The 19,100-nt window shown below is 55.5% G+C and carries 16 protein-coding genes; 12 read left to right on the top strand and 4 right to left on the bottom strand.

Annotated elements, in window-relative coordinates:
- Positions 1-14: 14 nt before the first annotated feature.
- Both HGO37_RS14500 and HGO37_RS14495 read right to left on the bottom strand, forming a co-directional pair.
- The gene (locus tag HGO37_RS14500) at positions 15-3,410 is read right to left on the bottom strand and encodes an acyl-[ACP]--phospholipid O-acyltransferase (RefSeq protein ID WP_250983913.1); all 3,396 of its coding nucleotides are present in this window, start codon (positions 3,408-3,410) and stop codon (positions 15-17) included.
- Between the two features lie 94 nt (positions 3,411-3,504).
- Complete coding sequence (locus tag HGO37_RS14495; RefSeq protein WP_250983912.1) at positions 3,505-3,786, bottom strand: YiaA/YiaB family inner membrane protein; 282 nt, start codon at positions 3,784-3,786, stop codon at positions 3,505-3,507.
- 197 nt (positions 3,787-3,983) lie between these two features.
- Here HGO37_RS14495 and HGO37_RS14490 point away from each other — a divergent pair, with 197 nt between their 5' ends.
- The 6 genes from HGO37_RS14490 to HGO37_RS14465 all read left to right on the top strand — a co-directional run bounded on the left by HGO37_RS14490 (position 3,984) and on the right by HGO37_RS14465 (position 9,986).
- Entirely contained in the window at positions 3,984-4,592 is a 609-nt protein-coding gene (locus HGO37_RS14490) for a TetR/AcrR family transcriptional regulator (RefSeq protein WP_250983911.1), read from the top strand.
- Positions 4,593-4,880: 288 nt separating this feature from the next.
- Complete coding sequence (locus tag HGO37_RS14485) at positions 4,881-6,374, top strand: DUF4153 domain-containing protein (RefSeq protein WP_250983910.1); 1,494 nt, start codon at positions 4,881-4,883, stop codon at positions 6,372-6,374.
- Positions 6,375-6,416: 42 nt separating this feature from the next.
- Entirely contained in the window at positions 6,417-7,121 is a 705-nt protein-coding gene (locus HGO37_RS14480) for a response regulator (protein WP_250983909.1), read from the top strand.
- A 1-nt stretch (position 7,122) separates the two neighbouring features.
- The gene (locus HGO37_RS14475) at positions 7,123-8,133 is read left to right on the top strand and encodes a HAMP domain-containing sensor histidine kinase (RefSeq protein WP_250983908.1); all 1,011 of its coding nucleotides are present in this window, start codon (positions 7,123-7,125) and stop codon (positions 8,131-8,133) included.
- Positions 8,134-8,191: 58 nt separating this feature from the next.
- Positions 8,192-9,460, top strand: a complete 1,269-nt coding sequence (locus HGO37_RS14470; protein WP_250983907.1) for a DUF763 domain-containing protein — start codon at positions 8,192-8,194, stop codon at positions 9,458-9,460.
- A 64-nt stretch (positions 9,461-9,524) separates the two neighbouring features.
- Positions 9,525-9,986, top strand: coding sequence for a TspO/MBR family protein (locus tag HGO37_RS14465; RefSeq protein WP_250983906.1), 462 nt, complete (start codon positions 9,525-9,527; stop codon positions 9,984-9,986).
- Between the two features lie 83 nt (positions 9,987-10,069).
- On the opposite strand, the gene HGO37_RS14460 is transcribed toward HGO37_RS14465, so the two are convergent.
- Complete coding sequence (locus tag HGO37_RS14460) at positions 10,070-12,148, bottom strand: carboxy terminal-processing peptidase (protein ID WP_250983905.1); 2,079 nt, start codon at positions 12,146-12,148, stop codon at positions 10,070-10,072.
- 147 nt (positions 12,149-12,295) lie between these two features.
- Positions 12,296-13,159 carry a LysR family transcriptional regulator gene (locus HGO37_RS14455; RefSeq protein WP_250984092.1) on the bottom strand — a complete coding sequence of 288 codons (864 nt, stop codon included), beginning with the start codon at positions 13,157-13,159 and terminating at the stop codon, positions 12,296-12,298.
- Positions 13,160-13,252: 93 nt separating this feature from the next.
- On the opposite strand from HGO37_RS14455, the gene HGO37_RS14450 reads away from it, so the two are divergent.
- From HGO37_RS14450 to HGO37_RS14425, 6 genes are all read left to right on the top strand, one after another.
- On the top strand, positions 13,253-14,503 hold the full coding sequence (locus HGO37_RS14450; protein ID WP_250983904.1) for an MFS transporter: 1,251 nt from the start codon (positions 13,253-13,255) through the stop codon (positions 14,501-14,503).
- A 127-nt stretch (positions 14,504-14,630) separates the two neighbouring features.
- Positions 14,631-15,056 carry a helix-turn-helix domain-containing protein gene (locus tag HGO37_RS14445; RefSeq protein ID WP_250983903.1) on the top strand — a complete coding sequence of 142 codons (426 nt, stop codon included), beginning with the start codon at positions 14,631-14,633 and terminating at the stop codon, positions 15,054-15,056.
- A 6-nt stretch (positions 15,057-15,062) separates the two neighbouring features.
- Positions 15,063-16,892, top strand: coding sequence for an AfsR/SARP family transcriptional regulator (locus tag HGO37_RS14440; protein WP_250983902.1), 1,830 nt, complete (start codon positions 15,063-15,065; stop codon positions 16,890-16,892).
- 14 nt (positions 16,893-16,906) lie between these two features.
- Positions 16,907-17,128, top strand: a complete 222-nt coding sequence (locus HGO37_RS14435; RefSeq protein WP_192490736.1) for a hypothetical protein — start codon at positions 16,907-16,909, stop codon at positions 17,126-17,128.
- Positions 17,118-18,323: a YcaO-like family protein gene (locus HGO37_RS14430; protein ID WP_250983901.1), complete on the top strand. Its 1,206-nt coding sequence runs from the start codon at positions 17,118-17,120 to the stop codon at positions 18,321-18,323. Before HGO37_RS14435 ends, HGO37_RS14430 begins: the two co-directional genes overlap by 11 nt.
- Positions 18,320-19,027 carry a TfuA-like protein gene (locus tag HGO37_RS14425; RefSeq protein WP_250983900.1) on the top strand — a complete coding sequence of 236 codons (708 nt, stop codon included), beginning with the start codon at positions 18,320-18,322 and terminating at the stop codon, positions 19,025-19,027. The genes HGO37_RS14430 and HGO37_RS14425 overlap by 4 nt, the downstream gene beginning before the upstream one ends.
- Positions 19,028-19,100 lie beyond the last annotated feature (73 nt).

The following is a 19,100-nucleotide window of genomic DNA, read 5'->3' as shown; positions in this document are numbered from 1 at the left end:
CAGGGTTTGAAACATCAGGCCGCGTTGCTACCCGGCTGCGTCGACAAAGCGAGTTTTCTCGCGGCAACAAAGTCGACCTTGCCCGAACCAAGAACCGGCACGGCACCAATAGTTACTTCGGCAGGCACCATCATGTCCATTGCGCCCTTCGACTTCGCAAAGCTTGCAAAGGTTGCACGCGTCGCACTAGGGGCATCCGTCAGCAGGATGAGGCGCTCACCCTTTTTGGCGTCCGGCACGGATGAGACGACGGAAAGACTGCCCGGCCACAACTGGCCTGCCAGTGCTTCCACCGTTGCCAGCGACACCATTTCACCGCCGATCTTGGCAAAGCGCTTGGCACGGCCGCGAATGGTGACAAACCCGTCTTCGTCAATGGTGACGATATCGCCCGTATCGTGCCAGCCGTCTACCAGCGGTTCGATCACACCGGGGTTTTCGGCCTTCAGATAACCGGCCATGACATTGGCGCCACGGATGAACAGACGGCCACCTTCATCAATGCCCGGCACTGGTTCCAGTTTCCATTCCATGCCGGGCATGATCTTGCCGACGGTGCCGGAACGGTTGAACATTGGTGTGTTGAGCGAAATGACTGGTGCCGTTTCCGTTACACCGTAACCTTCCAGAATACGCAGGCCGAATTTTTCCATATAGGTTTCGCGTGTCGACGCCTTGACCGGTTCGGCACCGGAAAAGATGTAGCGGATCGAACGGAAGTCATAGGGATGTGCGGTGCGCGCGTAACCGTTGAGGAAAGTGTCGGTGCCAAAAATGATGGTGGCATTGGACGTGTAGATCAGCTCCGGCACGATGCGGTAATGCAGCGGCGACGGATAGAAATAGACCGGGACACCGGCGACCAGCGGCAGGACGGTTCCAGCGGTCAGGCCGAAGGAATGAAAGACCGGCAGAATATTGAACACCTTGTCGCCGGAGTGGAAGTCGATGCGCGACGCGGCCTGGGCTGCATTTGACAGGATGTTGCGGTGCGTCAGCACCACACCCTTTGGCGCACCTTCCGAACCCGAGGTAAACAGGATCACGGCCGTGTCTTCCGCTGTCTGTTTCACCAGCGGTTTGTAACGACGGATCAGTCCCTTGATCTTGTCAAAAGTGGTGATTGTATCACGCAGATCATCTAGCCAGACAATGGTCACGTCCTTTTCCAGTTCTGATATGATCGGAGCAAGCTTGCCCTGCGTGACGAATGCACGCGAGCACAACACATGTTTCACCTGCGCCGCCTTGCAGGCCGACAGGATATTGGCGGCACCAGCCGTGAAGTTCAACATCGCCGGGACCTTGCCTGCCGACATGACGCCGAGAACTGTGGCGGCTGTGCCGTTGGCATTCGGCAACATGACGCCGAGGTTCTTTTCATGCGGGAACAAGGCTTTGAACTTTGCGCCGAGTACGGCAGCACCGGTCAGCAACTTGCCGTAGGACAGCGGACCGCTGATCGGATCTTCGACGGCAAGTTTGCTGCCACCTTTCTCCTTCGCTGTCTTGATGATGCGTTCGAGAACAGTGAGGTTGGTATCCGTCGTCTTGAACAGCAACATCGACATGATCTTGTAGAGTGCCGCACCGGCTGCAATGCGACGCTTGCGTCCTTTCAGTTCATCTGGAACATCAAGACGAACCGGCTCTAGAATGGTGACTTTGACCTTGGGGAACAAGCGACGACGAACCTGGCCGCCGGACAGGCGTGAAAAATAGCTCTTTTCCAGCCCATCAATACGAACAGGAACAACCATCGAGCCGGTCTTGTCGGCCACCATGGCGGCGCCGTCGTAAACCTTCATCAGAGTGCCGGTCACCGTCAGGCGCCCCTCGGGGAAAATACCGATAGAATTGCCATCCTGCACCACCTTGATCAGCGAACGTGTCGCCATCGGTTTGGTCGGGTCAAGCGGCAGGAACTTGCACATTTTCAGGAATGGGCGCACCCACCAGGCCTGCGCGATCTTGTAGTCAACGGCAAAGACTGGCTCTTCTTCGGTGATGGCCAACGCCAGCGCGCCATCTAGGAAACTGACGTGGTTAAGGGCAATAATCGGTGCGCGACCAGCCTTGCGGATGTTCTCCAGTCCCTCAACTTCCAGTCGCATGAATGCGCGGAACAGGATCGAAATAAAATCGCGGAACGGGTTGGTTGGCAGAAACTTCAGCATCAGCCAAGCCACAGCGAGATTGATGAGCGACAGGCCAAGAATGATCATTGGCACCGACACGCCAATCGCCTGTAGAATGGCAACCAGCGCCAGGCCACTGGTGATGAACAGGGCTGAAAGAACATTGGCGCCGCCAATAACGCGGGCACGGCGTGTCTCATCGGCCCAGGTCTGCATGGCAGCAAAGGTCGGAACGGCGAGGAATGCGCCACCGATGGCCATGCCAGCGAGATCGATCGCCACACGAATGGTGTTTTGACCGGCGAAGAAGGCGGCCATGGTATCGGCATGTGCTGACGACTGCAGACCCCAGAGATTCCACGCAAGATCGATACCGAACAGGGCAACGATGGCGATGCCAACAGGTGCGGGCAGAAGAACGACACGACCGGCCGACATCCAGCCGGCAATCGCCGAGCCGATTGCAATCGAGATTGCGAAGGTTGCCAGATAGGCAGGAACGATCAGTTCGGAACCACCAAGGATTTCGGTGACCATGATCGGCAACATCGACATGACAAAGGCGCCGACAAACCAGAACCAGCAATTCATCAGTGCTGAGCGCCAGACGCGGCTATCCTCACGCAGTTCCTTCACCAGAGTCATGCTGGAACGCAGCACGTTTTTGTCGATGATCAGCGATGGTGCCCGTGCGCCAGTACGCGGGATCATGCGGGCCGACAACCAGCATAGAACCGACAGCACCATCATCATCGGGCCGAAGATCCAGACGCTGTCACCTTCGGCGAAGGCATAGGCGGCAACGATCGTACCGGTAAGGATGGCGATAAAGGTGCCGCCCTCAATCCAGGCATTGGCCTTTGGCAGTTCTTTTGTTTCGAGAAGGTCCGGCAGGATGCCGTATTTGATCGGTCCGAACAGTGCCGAGATGACACCGAAACCGAACAGCGCAACCATCAGCACAGTGATCGATGAAAAGGCGATGCCGATAACCGAGATGGCGGCGATGCCGATTTCGGCAAATTTCAACCTTTCGGCCATCTGTGCCTTGTCGTGTTTGTCGGCGAGTTCACCGCCAAGTGCCGATAACGCCAAGAAGGGCACAATGAAGATGCCGCCTGCCAGGGTCACGAGGGCCGCACCTTCCGCAGCCATCTTCGCCAGAATGAGGAAGATCAACGTCTGTTTGAGAAAGTTGTCGTTGAACGCGGACAGAAATTGCGTCCAGAACAGCGGCGCGAATTTCCTCGTTTTAATCAGACTATCTTGCATTGGCGCTTTCCTTTTCGATCGCGACAGGAAAACCATGGAGGCGTTAGGTAATTATTGACAGCTAAAACAACCCCAGGGTGTGGTTAATATTATTTTAGCTGTCGCTATCGCGGTTGAACTTTACCATCAGTTTTTCAGTCTTTGCGTCTTCGATCTTGCGCATTAGCTTTTCCGATTCAGCATTGTCACGCAGGGTCTTGGTCATGTTGACCGTGGTCTGAACGAGCATGAGAATGCCCATGGCGAGATATCCCTTGCCCCAGAGATCAAGTGGCATCATCCAGATGCCAAGCACCAGCATGAAAGCGGCAGCACCGAAGGAGATGTAGGAAAAGCTGACCCAGGTGGAGGAATGTTTCTGAAAACTGTCATTCACGGCTTTAATCCCTTGATGTGTTGAAATGAGGTTCAGGCTGCGGTGACGAGGCGGCTACGTAAAACTGTTGTGATCCGGTTGAACATTGGGCCTCTCCCGTTTATGAACGTTGTTCATGATTTTGTGTTTCGCATAAAAATGAACAGTGTTCAATATTTAATTTGAACACTGTTCAGAATTATTACGAGGTGGCTGGCATGGGTCGACGGGAAGAAAAACGGGAAGATCTCAAGGCGCGATTGCTGGAAGCGGCGCGTGACCGCATAAAACGCGATGGCTTGGCAAATTTGCGGGCACGTGATGTCACGCATGATGCTGGCTGTGCGCTGGGTGGTCTCTATAGTGCCTACACGGATCTCAATGATCTGATCATCCACGTGAATTCGACGACATTAAAGGCTCTCGAGCAGTCATTGGCGCTGGCTGAGGTCAAGGACAAGTCACCAACCGAAAAGTTGCGCAATCTCGGGCAAGGTTATCTGAAGTTTGCGATGGCCAATCGCAATCTCTGGAAGGCGCTGTTCGAACATTATCCGCCGGAAGAATCGCCCGCCCCCCAGTGGCATCTCGACGAGCATCTGTTTCTGCTCAGCATCATTGCCGAGCCTCTGGCCGAATTGCAGCCTGACATGAGTGCGGAAGATCGCGCCGTGCGTGCCCGCACGCTGTTTGGTGCCGTCCACGGCATCATCAGCATCACGTTGGAAGCGCGATTTGTCGGCTTGCCGCCAGAACGCCTCGGGCATGAGCTTGATGAGATCATCATGATGATTGCAGCAGGTGCCGCCGCACAGCGCAATGCCTGACGCCCTGGCAGACGGGTTTATTTCGATGGCGTCAAAAGGCGCACGCCGTATAAATTCCTGAATAGCTGCTCATCGTCTGCACAAAATCTGCAAACGCCGGGCCTAGCCTGTTCATATGAAAAAGCACCTCATCCCTGATCAAGCCGCCCTTCCCCGCCTGCCTTACAGTCTGCTGCAAGAAAGTTGGTGGTTGGAAGATAATTCCTACGTTGAAACCCGCATCCCGCCTTCATCTATAAGCCAAGACAGGACTCGACGCCTTCAGCCGCAAAAGCGTGAGGTACCGATATGCAACTGACACACACGCAAACTGTTGCCCCACCCCGTACCCTTGCCGACAAAAAACTGCTGCTGGTGTTCATTGCGACGATTGCAGTCGCCGATTATCTGATTTTCCAGCAGGCGCCGGGCCTTAACCTTTTCCTGTTTTCTCTATCGCTGACATCAGCCATTCTCATGACAGCACGCCGACCACCGAGCGGCATCAAGGCAGCCACCTGCCTGGGTATTTCTGCGCTAGCCGCAGCACCCTTACTGGAAACGCCAAGCGTAACAGGTGTTATCTTAGCGATGACGGCTGTCGTTTCCATCGCGCTTTTTTGTACAAATCTATTGCCGAAAACGCCAATGGGCGTACCGCTGACGCTGCTGCGGTTCATTCCGCTGGTGCCGTTGCGTTTGCCGCACTTCTGCCGCCGCTATTTCGTCTCGCATTCGGGAAAACCAATTTTCGGAACGACGTTGACGTCGCTTGCCGGCTGGCTGTTGCCGCTCGGCATGGGACTGGTGTTCCTGCTGTTGTTCACGGTGGCCAATCCATTGATCGCGATGGGGCTGCACAATATCGATCTCAGCTTTCTGATAAACCTCTTTGATATCACGCGCATCGGGTTCTGGTTGCTTGCAGCAATCGGTATCTCGGCGATACTGCGTCCGCGCCTGATACGCAAAATCAGACATCACATTACCGAAACCCCGCAGGTCAGCCGTCAATCGACAGGCTTTCTCGATCACACCGCCCTCCTCCGGTGCCTGTGGATCTTCAACCTGCTGTTTGCCATGCAGACGACGCTGGATGTGCTGTATCTGTGGGGCGGCGCGGAACTGCCGACCGATATGAGCCATGCGGAATATGCCCATCGTGGTGCCTATCCGCTTGTGGCAACCGCCTTGCTTGCAGCAGCCTTCGTGCTGATTGCCATGCGCAGTGGCGGTCCCGGTGACAGCAGCCGTCTGATCCGCATGCTGGTGATTGCCTGGATTTTGCAGAACGTCCTGCTCTGCCTATCGTCCATTCTCAGACTCGATCTTTACGTGCAGACCTATTCGCTGACAGGTCTGCGCATGGCAGCCGGTATCTGGATGGGCCTGGTGGCGGCAGGTCTGGTCTTCATCCTGCTGCGCATTGCATTGCGCCGGTCCAATGAATGGCTGATTTCCATGAATGTCGCGACGCTGCTGGCTGTTCTTTACATCTCTGCATTCTTCGATTTCTCGGACTTTATTGCCCGCTTCAATGTCGAAAACAGTGCGGAGGTCAGTCAGTTGGGCACACCACTCGACTTGTATTACCTCAATTCACTTGGACCATCGGCAATCCCGGCTATCGATATCTATGTTGCAAAAGTGCCAGGACATGACTGGAGGCACGAGATGGCGAAGCGCATGAGGGATCGTCTTGCTACCAGGTTTGCAATGCGCTCATTGGATTGGCGAAGCTGGAACTACCGGGACCACAGAATTGCAAACTATATTCGGTCTACCGCTTTGATCGAACAATGAAACAGCGATATCAACGACACATTGGAATTATCAGGAGACCTTGTGGTGCCGCGCATTCTTGTCGTCGATGACGAGCCGAACATCCGTGAGGTGATCTGTTTTGCACTTGAACGCGCTGGCATGGCGACTGCTACGGCCGGAACCGGCACACAGGCGATGGCAACGTTTCGTGCGAGCAAAATCGATTTCATCGTTCTTGATATCGGTATGCCTGACATGGACGGCCTAGACGTCTGCCGGCAAATCCGCAAGACATCCTCTATTCCCATCCTGTTTCTCTCGGCGCGGGACGAGGAAATCGACCGGATCCTGGGGCTCGAGATCGGTGGCGATGACTATGTCACCAAACCGTTTAGCCCACGCGAACTGGTCGCGCGGGTCAAAACCATTCTCAAACGAACCGGCACGACAAGCACAGCAGGTCGAAACGAACAGGATTTAACCGTTGGGGAACTGCGGCTGGAAAGTGCTGGCAGGACTGTGACCTTCGCGGGCAATGCCGTTCTCCCAACCACGCTGGAATTTGCCATTCTCGAAACACTGATGGCGCGTCCGGGCATGGTGTTCAGCCGTGAACAATTGATGGAGGCGGCATACGGCCCGGGAACTTACGTCGCCGACCGGACCATTGACAGCCACATCCGTAACATCAGGGCAAAACTTGCAGCTGTTGGCGCCGACAGCGTGATCACGACAGTCCATGGTGTCGGTTTCAAGCTGCGCGTCGATACTGAGCGGGGTCATTGACATGCCGGCACCGCAGGTAAAGTCAAAATGGCGGCCACGACTGGCCCTGATCGTGTATTCGGTGCTGCTGTCGATCATGGCGCTGCCGATTATCAGCATCATCTGGTTTCGCACCATCGATAGCACGGCGTCCCTGACGACCACAACGGAGGCGGGAGCGTTGTTGGGCGTGCTTCTGGTGACGCTCGGTGTTGCCTATGTGCTTAGCCGCAACATTACCGGGCCGATCAACGCGCTGATTTCGCGTTCCGATGAAATCGCGCGCGGGGGACGGGCGGCAATCCAGCCGCTTGACAGTTACGGCACAAACGAGATTGCGACCCTGTCGCAAAGTTTTCTCGATCTTGCCAGCAAGCTGGTCGATCGCAACGAATATGTCCGTTCGTTTGCGGCGCATGTATCGCACGAGCTTAAATCGCCGCTGACGTCAATCCGCGGTGCTGCCGAACTGATGCGTGATGACGACGACGAACAGCCAATGACCAAGGAGGAACGCCAGCGTTTTCTTGACAACATCATTGCCGATTCCAAACGGCTGGACCTTTTGCTGGCCAGATTGAGGGAACTGGCCTATGCCGAAATCCCTATACCCGCCGATCAAAGCACGGCAGATGATGTCTGCAACATGCTGCGCGATCGGTTTCCACACCATGTGATTGGCCTGTCCGGCCAACCGGGCATTCGGTTTGCACTGCCGATCGAAGCTGCGGCCGTGGTGTTCGGCAATCTCGCCGAAAATGCATTCCAGAATGGTGCGACGCGTGTGGATATTGAGGCGCAAGCCGATGTGCAGATCGTGCGGATTTTGGTCGCCGACAATGGCAATGGTATTTTGCAAGCCAATCGCGAACGCATATTCCAGCCGTTTTTCTCCACCCGGCGGCAAGATGGCGGCACGGGCATGGGACTTGAGATCGCCCGCACCATGCTGGCCTCACATGGCGGAGATATTACGCTGCAAGATACTGGTGATCAGGGGGCTGTGTTTTTGGTCACTGCGCAGCGATCCTGACTTCTGTGACATGCGATTTTACTTGTGAGCGTGACTGCCGGAGATCTATAAGAAGACCATGGTCAAACGAGCTGGCAGTGCTGATCTTCCCCTTCATAGCGGACACGTCCCGCGTTGGCTTGGCGACCGGATGACACGCCTTGGCGCCATCATTTCAGAAGCAATCGTGATCCATTACGGTCGTGATGAACTTTTGCGGCGCCTCGCCCATCCATTCTGGTTCCAGTCGTTTGGCAGTGTCATGGGCATGGACTGGCACTCTTCAGGCATTACCACCAGCGTGATCGGTGCGCTGAAACGTGGACTAACGCCGATGTCAGGCGAATTGGGCATTCATGTCTGCGGAGGACGTGGCCAGCATTCGCGGAAAACACCCAATGAATTGATTGCCATCGCCAGCCGAACCGGTCTGAATGGCGACGAATTGGCCAATACCAGCCGTCTGGTCGCCAAGATCGATAGCGCCGCTGTGCAGGACGGATTCGATCTTTATCTGCATGGTTTCATCGTCACGGACGACGGCAAATGGGTGGTTGTTCAGCAAGGCATGAATGGCGAACGACGTCAGGCGCGCCGTTACCACTGGCTATCAGAGGGGATGAGCAGTTTTGTCGATTCTCCGCATTCGGCAATCGAAGGCAGACAGCAGGGCAACATCGTTAATCTCGCCGATAGCAGAGCGGCACCGTCGCGTATCGGTCAGGTCGATCTACTGTCGGCGCTCGGACCCGATCGTATCCTGCAGGAATTGTCTGTACTGGAACCTTCGGGAAAAGCAAAAGAACCGGTCGCACAACCGATGCTGCCGCATCTGATCATGCCTGACCACCATGATGTCCGGGAAAAAGACGTCAACATGCGACGGCTACACGGTGCGCTGGCGGCAGCAGCCGATCGTGGGCCCAAGGATTTTGAAGACCTCATCCTAACACCGGGTGTAGGTGCGAGAACCGTGCGCGCCTTGGCAATGGTATCAGAGGTCGTGCATGGCACGCCCTGTCGTTTTTCTGATCCAGCCCGTTTTTCGCTGGCGCATGGCGGCAAGGATCGTCATCCGTTCCCGGTGCCCTTGAAGGTCTATGACGAAACCATCCGGGTCATGAAGTCCGCGGTCAGCAAGGCGCGACTGGGGCGTGATGAAGAATTGCAGGCGCTGCAGCGGCTTGATGCCCAAGCCCGCGAGATGGAGCGTTATGTCACCGGACCCGACCTCAAGGAGATAGTTGCCGGTGAATATGCCCATTCTCACGAATGGGGCGGTCGCAGCGTTTTCGGTTGGGAACCGGAACCGGATTTGACCGTTTCGAGCAACAAGCAGAATGGATAACTGATCACTGAGACTGACGGCTCGGTTCTGCGTCCATAAGCGGTGTCATAAAGAGGGCAGTTCATTGACAGCATCACGCACCAACTACACGTGTCTGATAGTCTTCCTTTTTGTTGTATTGGGTGTTGGCTTTACCATAGGCCTGACGATCCAGCCGGGTGAATGGTATGAGGCCTTGGTCAAGCCGTGGTTTACCCCACCGAACTGGCTGTTTGGACCCGCATGGACATTGGTCTACATTCTGATTGCGGTTGCAGGTTGGCGGGTGGCAATATTCGAAGGCTTTAACTCTGCAGCCTTTCGTCTTTGGATGACGCAAATGCTGTTGAACTGGGCGTGGACGCCGGTGTTCTTCGGGTTTCACAAAGTCGGCCTTGGACTTGTTATCATCCTTTGCCTGTTGATCAGCGTCATCGCCTTTATGCGAAAGGTCAGGGATCAGACGGCCCGCTGGTGTTTTGGCCCTTATGCGCTGTGGTTGTGTTACGCGACATCCCTGAACGCTGCGATCTTTATCCTCAACTGAGGCCGGTAAGGCAGTCTCTGATATGAAATTGGCAGGCATTGGTAAAATGCCTGCCAACAGTTTTTGTTTGGTTTCAGCCGAGCTTACCGGATCGTATCGAGCAGTTCCGACTGGTCGGCAACGATGGAAGCTGCTTCGTTGCGCAGCACATCCTTGGCGTTTTTGCGGGCATTCTCCAGTGCGATGTCGGCCTGAAGGCCACGCTCGTCGGCCTGCAGGCCGTCATCCTGTCGGCTGAACAGGCCGCCATCTTCTTCCTGACGCGCCTTACGAAGCTTTTCGGCAGCAGCCAGTTCCTTGCGGCGCTCGTTCTCGTTGAGGGAAACCGCACGTTTTTCGCGCTGTTCCTTCAGCTCGGTGACATCTTCCACAAAGCGCTGGAAATCGGCATCTGTTTTTACTCTGGTGTCATGACGACTTTGCAACTGCGGCAGGACATTGGCAATTTTGGCGTCAGCCTTGTATTTCGCAGGCTTCATTTGCGCCCAGGGCAAGGCGTTGTCATAGCTTGCTTCGCCGAGTTTTTTCGGATCGTAGAGGCCAGGCAGGATGATGTCTGGTGTCACGCCGCGCAACTGCGTTGTTCCGCCATCGACACGGAAGAATTGGGCGACGGTAAATTTCAGCTGGCCAAATCTTGGTTCGCTGTTGCGCGCCACCTGATCAAGGTCGACAACTGTTTGCACGGTACCCTTGCCGAAGCTCTGTTCACCGATAATCACACCACGGCCATAATCCTGTATTGCGGCGGCAAAAATTTCTGACGCTGACGCTGATGCACGGTTGATCAGCACACCAACCGGTCCTGTCCAGGCCGCTTTGGAGACATCGTCACCCTGTATCTTGATTTTGCCACCGGCGTTACGCTGCTGGACCACAGGGCCTTTACCGGTGAACAATGCTGTGAGTTCGATTGCTTCGGACAATGAGCCTCCGCCATTGTCGCGCAGGTCGACCAGCACACCATCGACCTTTTCCTGCTTTAGCTCGGCAAGAAGTTTGGCGACATCGCGGCTTGCGCTTCTATAGTCCTTGTCGCCATTCTGGCGAGCATCAAAGTCTTCATAGAATGTCGGAAGGGTAATCACGCCAATCTTGCGTGTTACACCTTCGCTGGTGATTGGAAGAACGGCCTTCTGAGCAGCTTGCTTTTCCAGGTTGACCTTATCACGCACCAGATGGATTACCCGGTGTGTGGCTGCGTCGCCAGCGGCTGCCGGAAGGATGTCCAGACGGACAACAGAATCCTTCTCGCCGCGGATCAACTGCACGACGGCATCAAGGCGCGTTCCAACGACTTCCTCAATCGAACCTTCTTCGCCCTGCCCGACGCCAACGATGCGGTCGCCGACAGCCAGCTGTCCCGACAATTGCGCTGGGCCACCCGGTACGAGTTCGCGCACCGTGGTGTAACCGTCACGCTCCTGCAGAACGGCACCAATGCCGACCAGCGAAAGCTTCATGGAAATGTCGAAGGCAGAGGATGCAGCTGCGCCGAAATAGTCGGTATGCGGGTCAACCGATGCGGTATATGCAGCCATGAATGATTGGAAAACGTCTTCGCTCTTGTAGGTGTAAACGCGCTCAAGAATGTTTTTGTAACGTTTATCCAGCGTATCACGGATCGCCGCGTCGGACTGGCCCGCAAGTTTCAGACGCAGCCAGTCGGCCTTGACGCGCTTGCGCCAGATGTCGTCGATCTCGGACTGTGTCTGTGGCCAGGGACCTTTGTCTTCTGACAGAGAGTATTTTTCCTGTACGTTGAAATCGAAGTTCTTTTTCAACAGTTCCCGCGCATAGCTCATGCGGTCGATCATGCGCTGCGAATAGACGTTGAAGATCGAAAACGGGATGTCGAGATTTTCGGTGTTTATAGCGTCGTCGAGCTTGGTCCTGTTGGCCATGAAGATGTCGATGTCAGCCTGCAGGAAGAAATTCCGGTCCGGGTCGAGAGAGTCGACATACTGGTCCATGACCTTGGCTGACAGCGCGTCGTCCAGGGCGACCGGTTTGTAGGCATTGCGGGCGAGAAACAGCGAACTCAGGTGCGCGGCCTGTGCCTGCTGCTCTTTTGGTGCCAGAACCGGTGCCGCACCTTCAAACGAATAAGCAGGTGGAGCGATTGCGAGGATTAGGGCGATGAGACCATATCTAATGTGCATTCAGCTGTGATCCTGGTTGTGATGACAATTTTTATAATGCGATGTGGGACAAAGATGTCTTTTTGACAATCGATTATCGAGCAATATCGCGTGAGTGTGAATGAAATGGACCATTGTGAGGCAAGTTCTGCCATTGCTCCATGAAAATTACGACCCTGAGGCGGATGAACGGAACGCCTTGGCAATCCGTCGCAATGCGGCCGGAGCAAGATCTCCGGTGACATTTGAGACCAACAAAACGTCCAGTGGAGGTAGTTTCGGAAGTGTGCGGTCAATCACTTCGATCACACCTGACGGTGCCGCGCTGCGCGCCATAAGGGCGACGCAAATACCTGCTTCGGCGGCTGCACCGACTGCCGTTGCGCCGGTGCCAACAAACACTTCCCGCCAGGGCAGTTTTGCCGTGTCCAGAGTGCGCAATGCCATTGCACGCAGGTTGCATGGCTCCGGCTGCAGGGCAAGTGGCAAGGGCGCATCCTGTTGCAGTTGAAAACCCGGGGAGCAGAACCATCCGAAGTTTTCCTGCGACAGCACTTCGCCGTCGCGTCTGATATCGTCGTGGCGCAACACAACGATCGCATCCAATTCGCCTGCGTCATAGAGTTCCAGCAGGTTTCTGGTTCCAGCGGTCCTTAAGTGTAAGGTGATGCCGGTTTCCCTTTCGCTTATCAATCGCAACAAATGGGGAAGATCGGCGCCGATCAGATGATGTGAGACGCCAACCGCTAGGCGCATCGGCTCTGCGCCGAACACATCAAGGGCACGTCGCCCGGCGCCGACATAGTCGCGGGCCGGTTCCAAAAAACGTTCACCCGCGCTCGTCAGCCGAATGCGCCGTGGTGTGCGCTCAACAAGGCGTACGCCCAACAATTCTTCCAGCCGGCGCAGCCTCAGGGATATCGCGGCCTGGGTGGTGTTCATGACACCTGCGGCCCGCGTGAAGGACTGCAGTTCAGCAACAAGGAGGAAGGCTTCGACGGCTTCAGGATCAAGGGAGCGCATGCCATCTATAACAAACCGTTATCGCTGTAATGCGCAAGCCCTAATTTCAAATATCGTTGCGGATGGCTATGCAGGTGTGATCTGCCTGTCTGGAGCCTTCTTATGCTGCGCCGCCTGTCCCCCGAACCTTCACCATCTTCTATCGGGACAAGTCCCAATATCTGGGCCATCTTGGCGGTTGCGGTTGGAACGCAGACCGCAGGCTCCTTTGTCTCCCAGGGCGTCTATATCCTTGTGCCGTTCTGGCGGGAGGCATTTGGTATTTCCCTAGCGTCGGCGTCGCTTGCCGTCACCGTCATGAACGGGGTGCAGATCGCCACGATGTTTACACTCGGTCGCGCAATCGATCTTTATGGCGAGCGGAGGATCGTTGGCCTGGCGATGATCGGCATGGCAATTGCCATGGCCTGTGCCGCCACGATCGCCAACAGTTTTGTCGCCCTTTTGATCTGCATGGCATGTCTCGGTGGAACCTATGCCGCGGTGCAGCCCGGTGGGACCAGAGCGATCATGCGGTGGTTCCCACCATCGCACCGTGGAATTGCCACCGGCTTTCGGCAGGCTGCCGTTCCGTTCGGCACGATGATTGCCGCAGCTTTGTTGCCGCTTTTGGCTATCAATTACGGGTGGCAGGCTGCAACCTGGCTGGGTGCTGCGATTTCTATGCTGGGTGCGATTTTGTTTTTCGGGCTTTACCGCGAGGGCAGCGAGTTTACGTCTTCAAAGAGCGCACCTCTGCGCCTGTTGTCGCTGGCACGGATTGTCGGTCAGGATCCGCAATTCTGGCCCGTACTGCGCCTTGGCATCGCAATGTCGGCATTTCAATTCACGTTCACGGCCCACATGATCGGCTTCATTGCAGACGGGTTGAAACTCGGTTTGATCGCAGCATCATCATTGTTTGCGGCAACCCAGCTTGCAGGCATACCCGGCCGCATCCTGTTGCCGTGGCTGAGTGATCGATTTTGGCCGGGCCTGCGCGCCAGATCCTTTGGTGCCGTTTCACTCATTGCTGCGGCGTCGGCTGTCCTTCTTGCTGTCCTGCCGGTCGGATCGTCAACGATAACGATTGCAGCCATTTTGCTCGTCCTTGGATTTTTTGGGATTGGCTGGTTTCCGCTTTACCTGCTGCAAATTGCCGAGAGTGCGCCGAAAAGTTCGATTGCCTCTACAATCGCCTTTGCCTCGACGATCTGCCTGGCCGTGATGGCGGCTGGACCCTACCTGTTCGGACTGCTGGCCGAGTATTTTGGTTATGGCGTCGCCTGGGCAGTATTGTTGTTGCCGGTCATTATAACGTCACTCCCGTTGATCGCCGGATCTCGCAGTGCGCTATCGAGCCATCAGAGCTGATACAATCAACTGCGCGTTGGTGCCGAATGGTCGCGTGAGAGTAGAAAATCTTTGGCAAAAGTAGATTGCGCAACCCGGAATTTTCACGCATAGATTCCTGCAACGAAACGTTTTGGGGATCACTGCAATGAATAGACTTCCCAACCCTATTGACGTTCATGTTGGTTCTCGTATTCGCCTTCGTCGATCGATTGCTGGTCTGTCGCAAGAACAGCTCGCCGATGGACTTGGCCTAACCTTCCAGCAAGTTCAGAAATACGAAAAGGGTATCAACCGGGTCAGCGCCAGCCGACTACAGCACATTTCCGAAGTGCTTGAGGTCCCGATCAGCTTTTTCTTTGAAAACGGCCCAAACGCACTGGTCAACAGTGCCGGCTCCCCTATGGGCGAGTTTAATGAATTGATGAGCTCCAAGGAGACGATTGCCTTGGTGACCGCGTTCAACTCGATCAAGAGCCCGCGCTTGCGTCAGAGCGTTCTCAATCTCGTCCGGACGCTGAGAAACGACCCGTCCAGTGCGGGTGAGGAAGATCATAATAACGCCTCCATCTGATACCATATGGGCTTTGTTTTAACGACACTTGGTGACAGCAGTCTACGCGACGGCGCTGGGCAGAATTTATCTGTGCCCGGCCTGTCACTGGTGTTTCTGGCCTATCTTCATGACATGGATAGGCCGGTCGCCCGGCGGCAAGTGGCCAGCTTTTTATGGCCTGACCGTGGAGAGGCCGCAGCCACCAATATGCGCTCCATGCTTCGGCGCCTGGCAATGGCAACCGATCCCTCAGGCCCGCTAGTTGTAGCAGACGGCACGACCTTGTCCCTTGCCCCGCAGGCCATGCGCTGTGATCTGGCGATGTCTGCGCTGACAGATCCCACAGAACGCCTCAAAGCAGCCACAGATGCCGTGGCTTTGAAGTTTCTTCCCTTGCATGGCGACGGATCAAGTGCGCTGGATGCCTGGGTTCGTGACGTCCGCACGCGTTTGGTCGGCCAGTTGCGTACCGAATTCATGCAGTTTCAAACGCTACCGGCCTCCGACCAGAGGCGGTCCGATCTTCGACGTGCTGCAGTGTTGCTGCTTGAATGCGATCCTGACGACGAGGAGGTCAGAAGAACGATTTCGTCGCCTGTGGAATTGGGTGAACAGCAAACTGCTGCAGTTGCCCGTCCTCTCGTCAGCTTTTTACCGCCACAGCCTGCCAATCTTCAATCATCGGACGTGAAAACGGCCTTTGACATTACCGTTCCGCCGCGAATTGCACTGCTGCCCCCTGAGACACTTCACAGTGCCCAGCAATATGGCTCCGTGGCCAACGCGCTGATTGAAGATTTGACAATTGGCCTCTGCACCAGCCGATCGGTCTCGGTGGTTGCCCCCTACACCGCCGAACGTATTCGCGCCTCGAAAGACAAGGCCGGGATTCTCGAAAAACATTCGGTCATGTATGCACTCGACACGAAGCGGTCTGATGATCAGTTGTTTGTGCAATTGATCTTCATGCCGAGTGACGAGGTGTTGTGGGCAACCCGTTTTCAGTTGAAACCCGACGAGGTTGCGATCCAGAAGCTCGAAATCGCCGAGGTCATTCAAAAGTCGATTTTCGACAAGGTCGGTGGTCGCACGTCCAATGTGGCCGATTATCACAGCCGTCCGGACGCCTATTACGCCTATCTGCGTGGCCTGCAGAGCCTTTCCAAACTGGATCTGCCATCGATCAGAAAAGCGCGACGGTATTTCAGGCAGGCTCTTGATGGTGACAAGAGCTTCTCTGCAGCGCGGGCTGGAATTTCCAGAACACTGACCATGGAATGGCTGTTGACGGCGAGAGGCGACAGCGAGCTTCTCCAGCATGCAGAAGAGCAGGCCAAGATAGCCGTAGCCGAGAATGCCGAATTTGCCGGAGCGTACAAGGAACTCGGCGTCAGCCAACTCTATGGCGGAAAAATTGACGACAGTCTGGCGGCGCTTGGCCAGGCCGAAACATTCAACCCGACTTATGCCGACGTGCTCTACAGTCACGCAGACAGCCTTGTTCACGCCAGTGATCCCAAAGCTGCACTTGAAAAGATCAGTTCGGCCATTGCGCTCAACCCGTTGTCTCCGGACACCTACCTGTGGACTGCGGCTGGCGCCAGTTACTTCCTTGGCGAGTTTCGTCAGGCTCTGGATTACATCGGACAGATGCGCGATAGCGCGCCGGCATCACGTCTTGCTGCGGCATGCTGGGGTATGCTTGGCGACATGGCAAAGGCACGTGCATGCAGGTTGCGCGTTCTGAAAAGTAATCCTGATTTCGATCTCGAGCGTTGGCTCAAGATGGTGCCCCACAAGGAGCCCTGGCAGACAGAGCTTTACCGGGAAGGCCTGATCAAGGCCGGTTTTTAACAAAGGAGAACATCGTGTCTAAGGTTGCAGTTATTGGACTTCCCGGAGATGAACAGCTCTGGCTCGTAGATTTCACATCAGGCACCGTTTCTCCACTGAGTGCGCCGCCCGCTGGTAGTGACCTCGCCAACGCTCAGACGCTTCGCCAGCAGGGCTCGACAATCGTCAAGGGTGTAAACTTTGCTGTCGCATTTTCGTCTGCTGAGGTCGCCGCATCCGGACACCATGAATCCTGATCAGTTAGAAATCGATACTGTCGATTTCCGTTCATGTTCTGCGGGAGAGACCTTTCAACGGGTCTCTCCTATTCTTTCTCGGCTCGGTATTACCAGGGTCGCCAAACAAACCAGCCTTGATCGTATCGGTGTACCGGTCTGGTGCGCCTATACGCCAAACGCCAAAGCGATTGTTATTGCGCAAGGCAAGGGCATCGACGACGATTCGGCTCGAACGTCAGCTGTCATGGAAGCCGTTGAACGTGCCGTTGCCGCCAGCGCGGCCTGTCAGATAGTATCTGATACGCCTTCATCTCTACGCTCGGCTGGCGAGGTCGTAAACACGCTGGATAGCCTGCTTGCTGTAAAGGCAATGCCGATCCGTGATGACGAAACGATTTCATGGGCAAGTGCGACCAATTTGCTGACAGGAAAAAAAGTCTGGCTGCCTGTGGAAGCCATTCAACTCGACCGCACTCTGATCGCGCCGCGTTTCTGGCAATCGTCGGATGGACTTGCATCCGGCAATAGTTTGATCGAAGCGACATCGCATGGGGTGCTGGAGCGTGTTGAACGCGACGCCATGACACTGTGGCAGGTAACAACGTCAGCGAAGCGCTATCAGCCAAGAATTGACACCAGCCAGATCGCAAACCCCGACTTGCAGGGTTTGCTCGGCAGAATTTCGGCTGCAGACATGGAAATCGCTGTTTTCGACATCACCAGCGACCTCGCGGTCCCCTGTGTGGTTGCGCTTCTGAAGCCGCGACATCAACTGCAAGCTGGTGAGGGCTTTCGCCATGTTGACATCACACTTGGGGCAGGATGTTCCATCTCTCCTGAGATCGCTGTCATGCGGGCGATTACCGAAGCCGTACAGTCACGCATGACCTTCATTGCCGGAGCAAGAGATGACGTCATGCCGAAGACCTTTAGCCAACCGGCCGACCCGACCATCCTCGCCGCGTTCGATGCGCCGGTTGCCATGCAACTCGAAGATTTGCCCCGCATTAATGCCAGCTGCGCTAAGCAGGCTTTGCAAAGGGTTGTGGAGCGCCTGCAAACCAAAGGTATCACGGACATCTACGCGGTCGATATCTCTCCCGACTGGTTGCCCGCCGCGGTGGTAAAGGTTGTTGTGCCGCAGCTTGAAAACCCCGACGGTGAGCGTCGCCAGAGATTTGGTGGCCGGGCGATTTCGCGAGCCTTGCAATGAAGGTCGTCTTCGTCGGTCCGAGCTTCCCAGACATTGGCAAACTGTCGGATGTCGAGATCAGGCCTCCTGCCTGCCAGGGTGATGTCATGCGCGCCGTGCGGGACGGTGCAACGGCGATTGGCCTTATCGATGGTCAGTTCGAATTTGTGGCGCCCGTCTGGCATAAGGAACTTCTGTTTGCTCTCTCCCAGAATATCGGGGTATTCGGAGCTGCCAGCATGGGCGCGCTGCGTGCCGTAGAATGTGCAACATTTGGCATGATCGGTGTTGGCAAGATCTTTGACGATTATGCCAGCGGTCGACGCGATGACGATGGTGATGTCGCCTTGCTGCATGGGCCAGCCGAGTTGGCCTACATGCCGCTGACGATACCGATGGTCAATGTTGATGCTACTTTGGCGCGTGCTGAAAACCTCGGTGTGCTGACGGCCGCCGATTGCCTTGATATTTCGCGTGCAGCGCGTGACATCTTCTTCAAGGAAAGGAGTTGGACACGGATCGCGGAAGTTGCAGGCTTTGATGCGATTGTGCTTCGCAATATAATAAAACAAGCATGGGTTGATCAAAAGCGCTTGGATGCCGTTGCACTACTTGAGGTGATCCAGCGACCAATTGCTGCCCAATCGGCGAAGACTTGGACTTTTAACGAGATTTCCGTGTGGCGTAGTTTGTTTCGCGCAGAAGACGGCGAACAAGTACGATAAATCCCGTTTCGCGTGTGCAACGCTTTTGCAACGCGCACGCAAACGAATTCCGTGCTTAACAATGACCTCGACA

This window comes from Rhizobium sp. CG4 (assembly GCF_023701965.1).
In the GTDB taxonomy this organism is placed as follows: domain Bacteria; phylum Pseudomonadota; class Alphaproteobacteria; order Rhizobiales; family Rhizobiaceae; genus Agrobacterium.
Note: the sequence above shows the minus strand (reverse complement) of the source record. Positions and strands in the feature narration are given on the sequence as shown.

Coding starts and splice junctions, on each gene's coding strand:
- HGO37_RS14450 (WP_250983904.1), top strand. CDS start 13,253: ATGCTGCGCCGCCTGTCCCCCGAACCTTCACCATCTTCTATCGGGACA.
- HGO37_RS14430 (WP_250983901.1), top strand. CDS start 17,118: ATGAATCCTGATCAGTTAGAAATCGATACTGTCGATTTCCGTTCATGT.
- HGO37_RS14490 (WP_250983911.1), top strand. CDS start 3,984: ATGGGTCGACGGGAAGAAAAACGGGAAGATCTCAAGGCGCGATTGCTG.
- HGO37_RS14445 (WP_250983903.1), top strand. CDS start 14,631: ATGAATAGACTTCCCAACCCTATTGACGTTCATGTTGGTTCTCGTATT.
- HGO37_RS14485 (WP_250983910.1), top strand. CDS start 4,881: ATGCAACTGACACACACGCAAACTGTTGCCCCACCCCGTACCCTTGCC.
- HGO37_RS14425 (WP_250983900.1), top strand. CDS start 18,320: ATGAAGGTCGTCTTCGTCGGTCCGAGCTTCCCAGACATTGGCAAACTG.
- HGO37_RS14460 (WP_250983905.1), bottom strand. CDS start 12,148: ATGCACATTAGATATGGTCTCATCGCCCTAATCCTCGCAATCGCTCCA.
- HGO37_RS14440 (WP_250983902.1), top strand. CDS start 15,063: ATGGGCTTTGTTTTAACGACACTTGGTGACAGCAGTCTACGCGACGGC.
- HGO37_RS14475 (WP_250983908.1), top strand. CDS start 7,123: ATGCCGGCACCGCAGGTAAAGTCAAAATGGCGGCCACGACTGGCCCTG.
- HGO37_RS14500 (WP_250983913.1), bottom strand. CDS start 3,410: ATGCAAGATAGTCTGATTAAAACGAGGAAATTCGCGCCGCTGTTCTGG.
- HGO37_RS14470 (WP_250983907.1), top strand. CDS start 8,192: ATGGTCAAACGAGCTGGCAGTGCTGATCTTCCCCTTCATAGCGGACAC.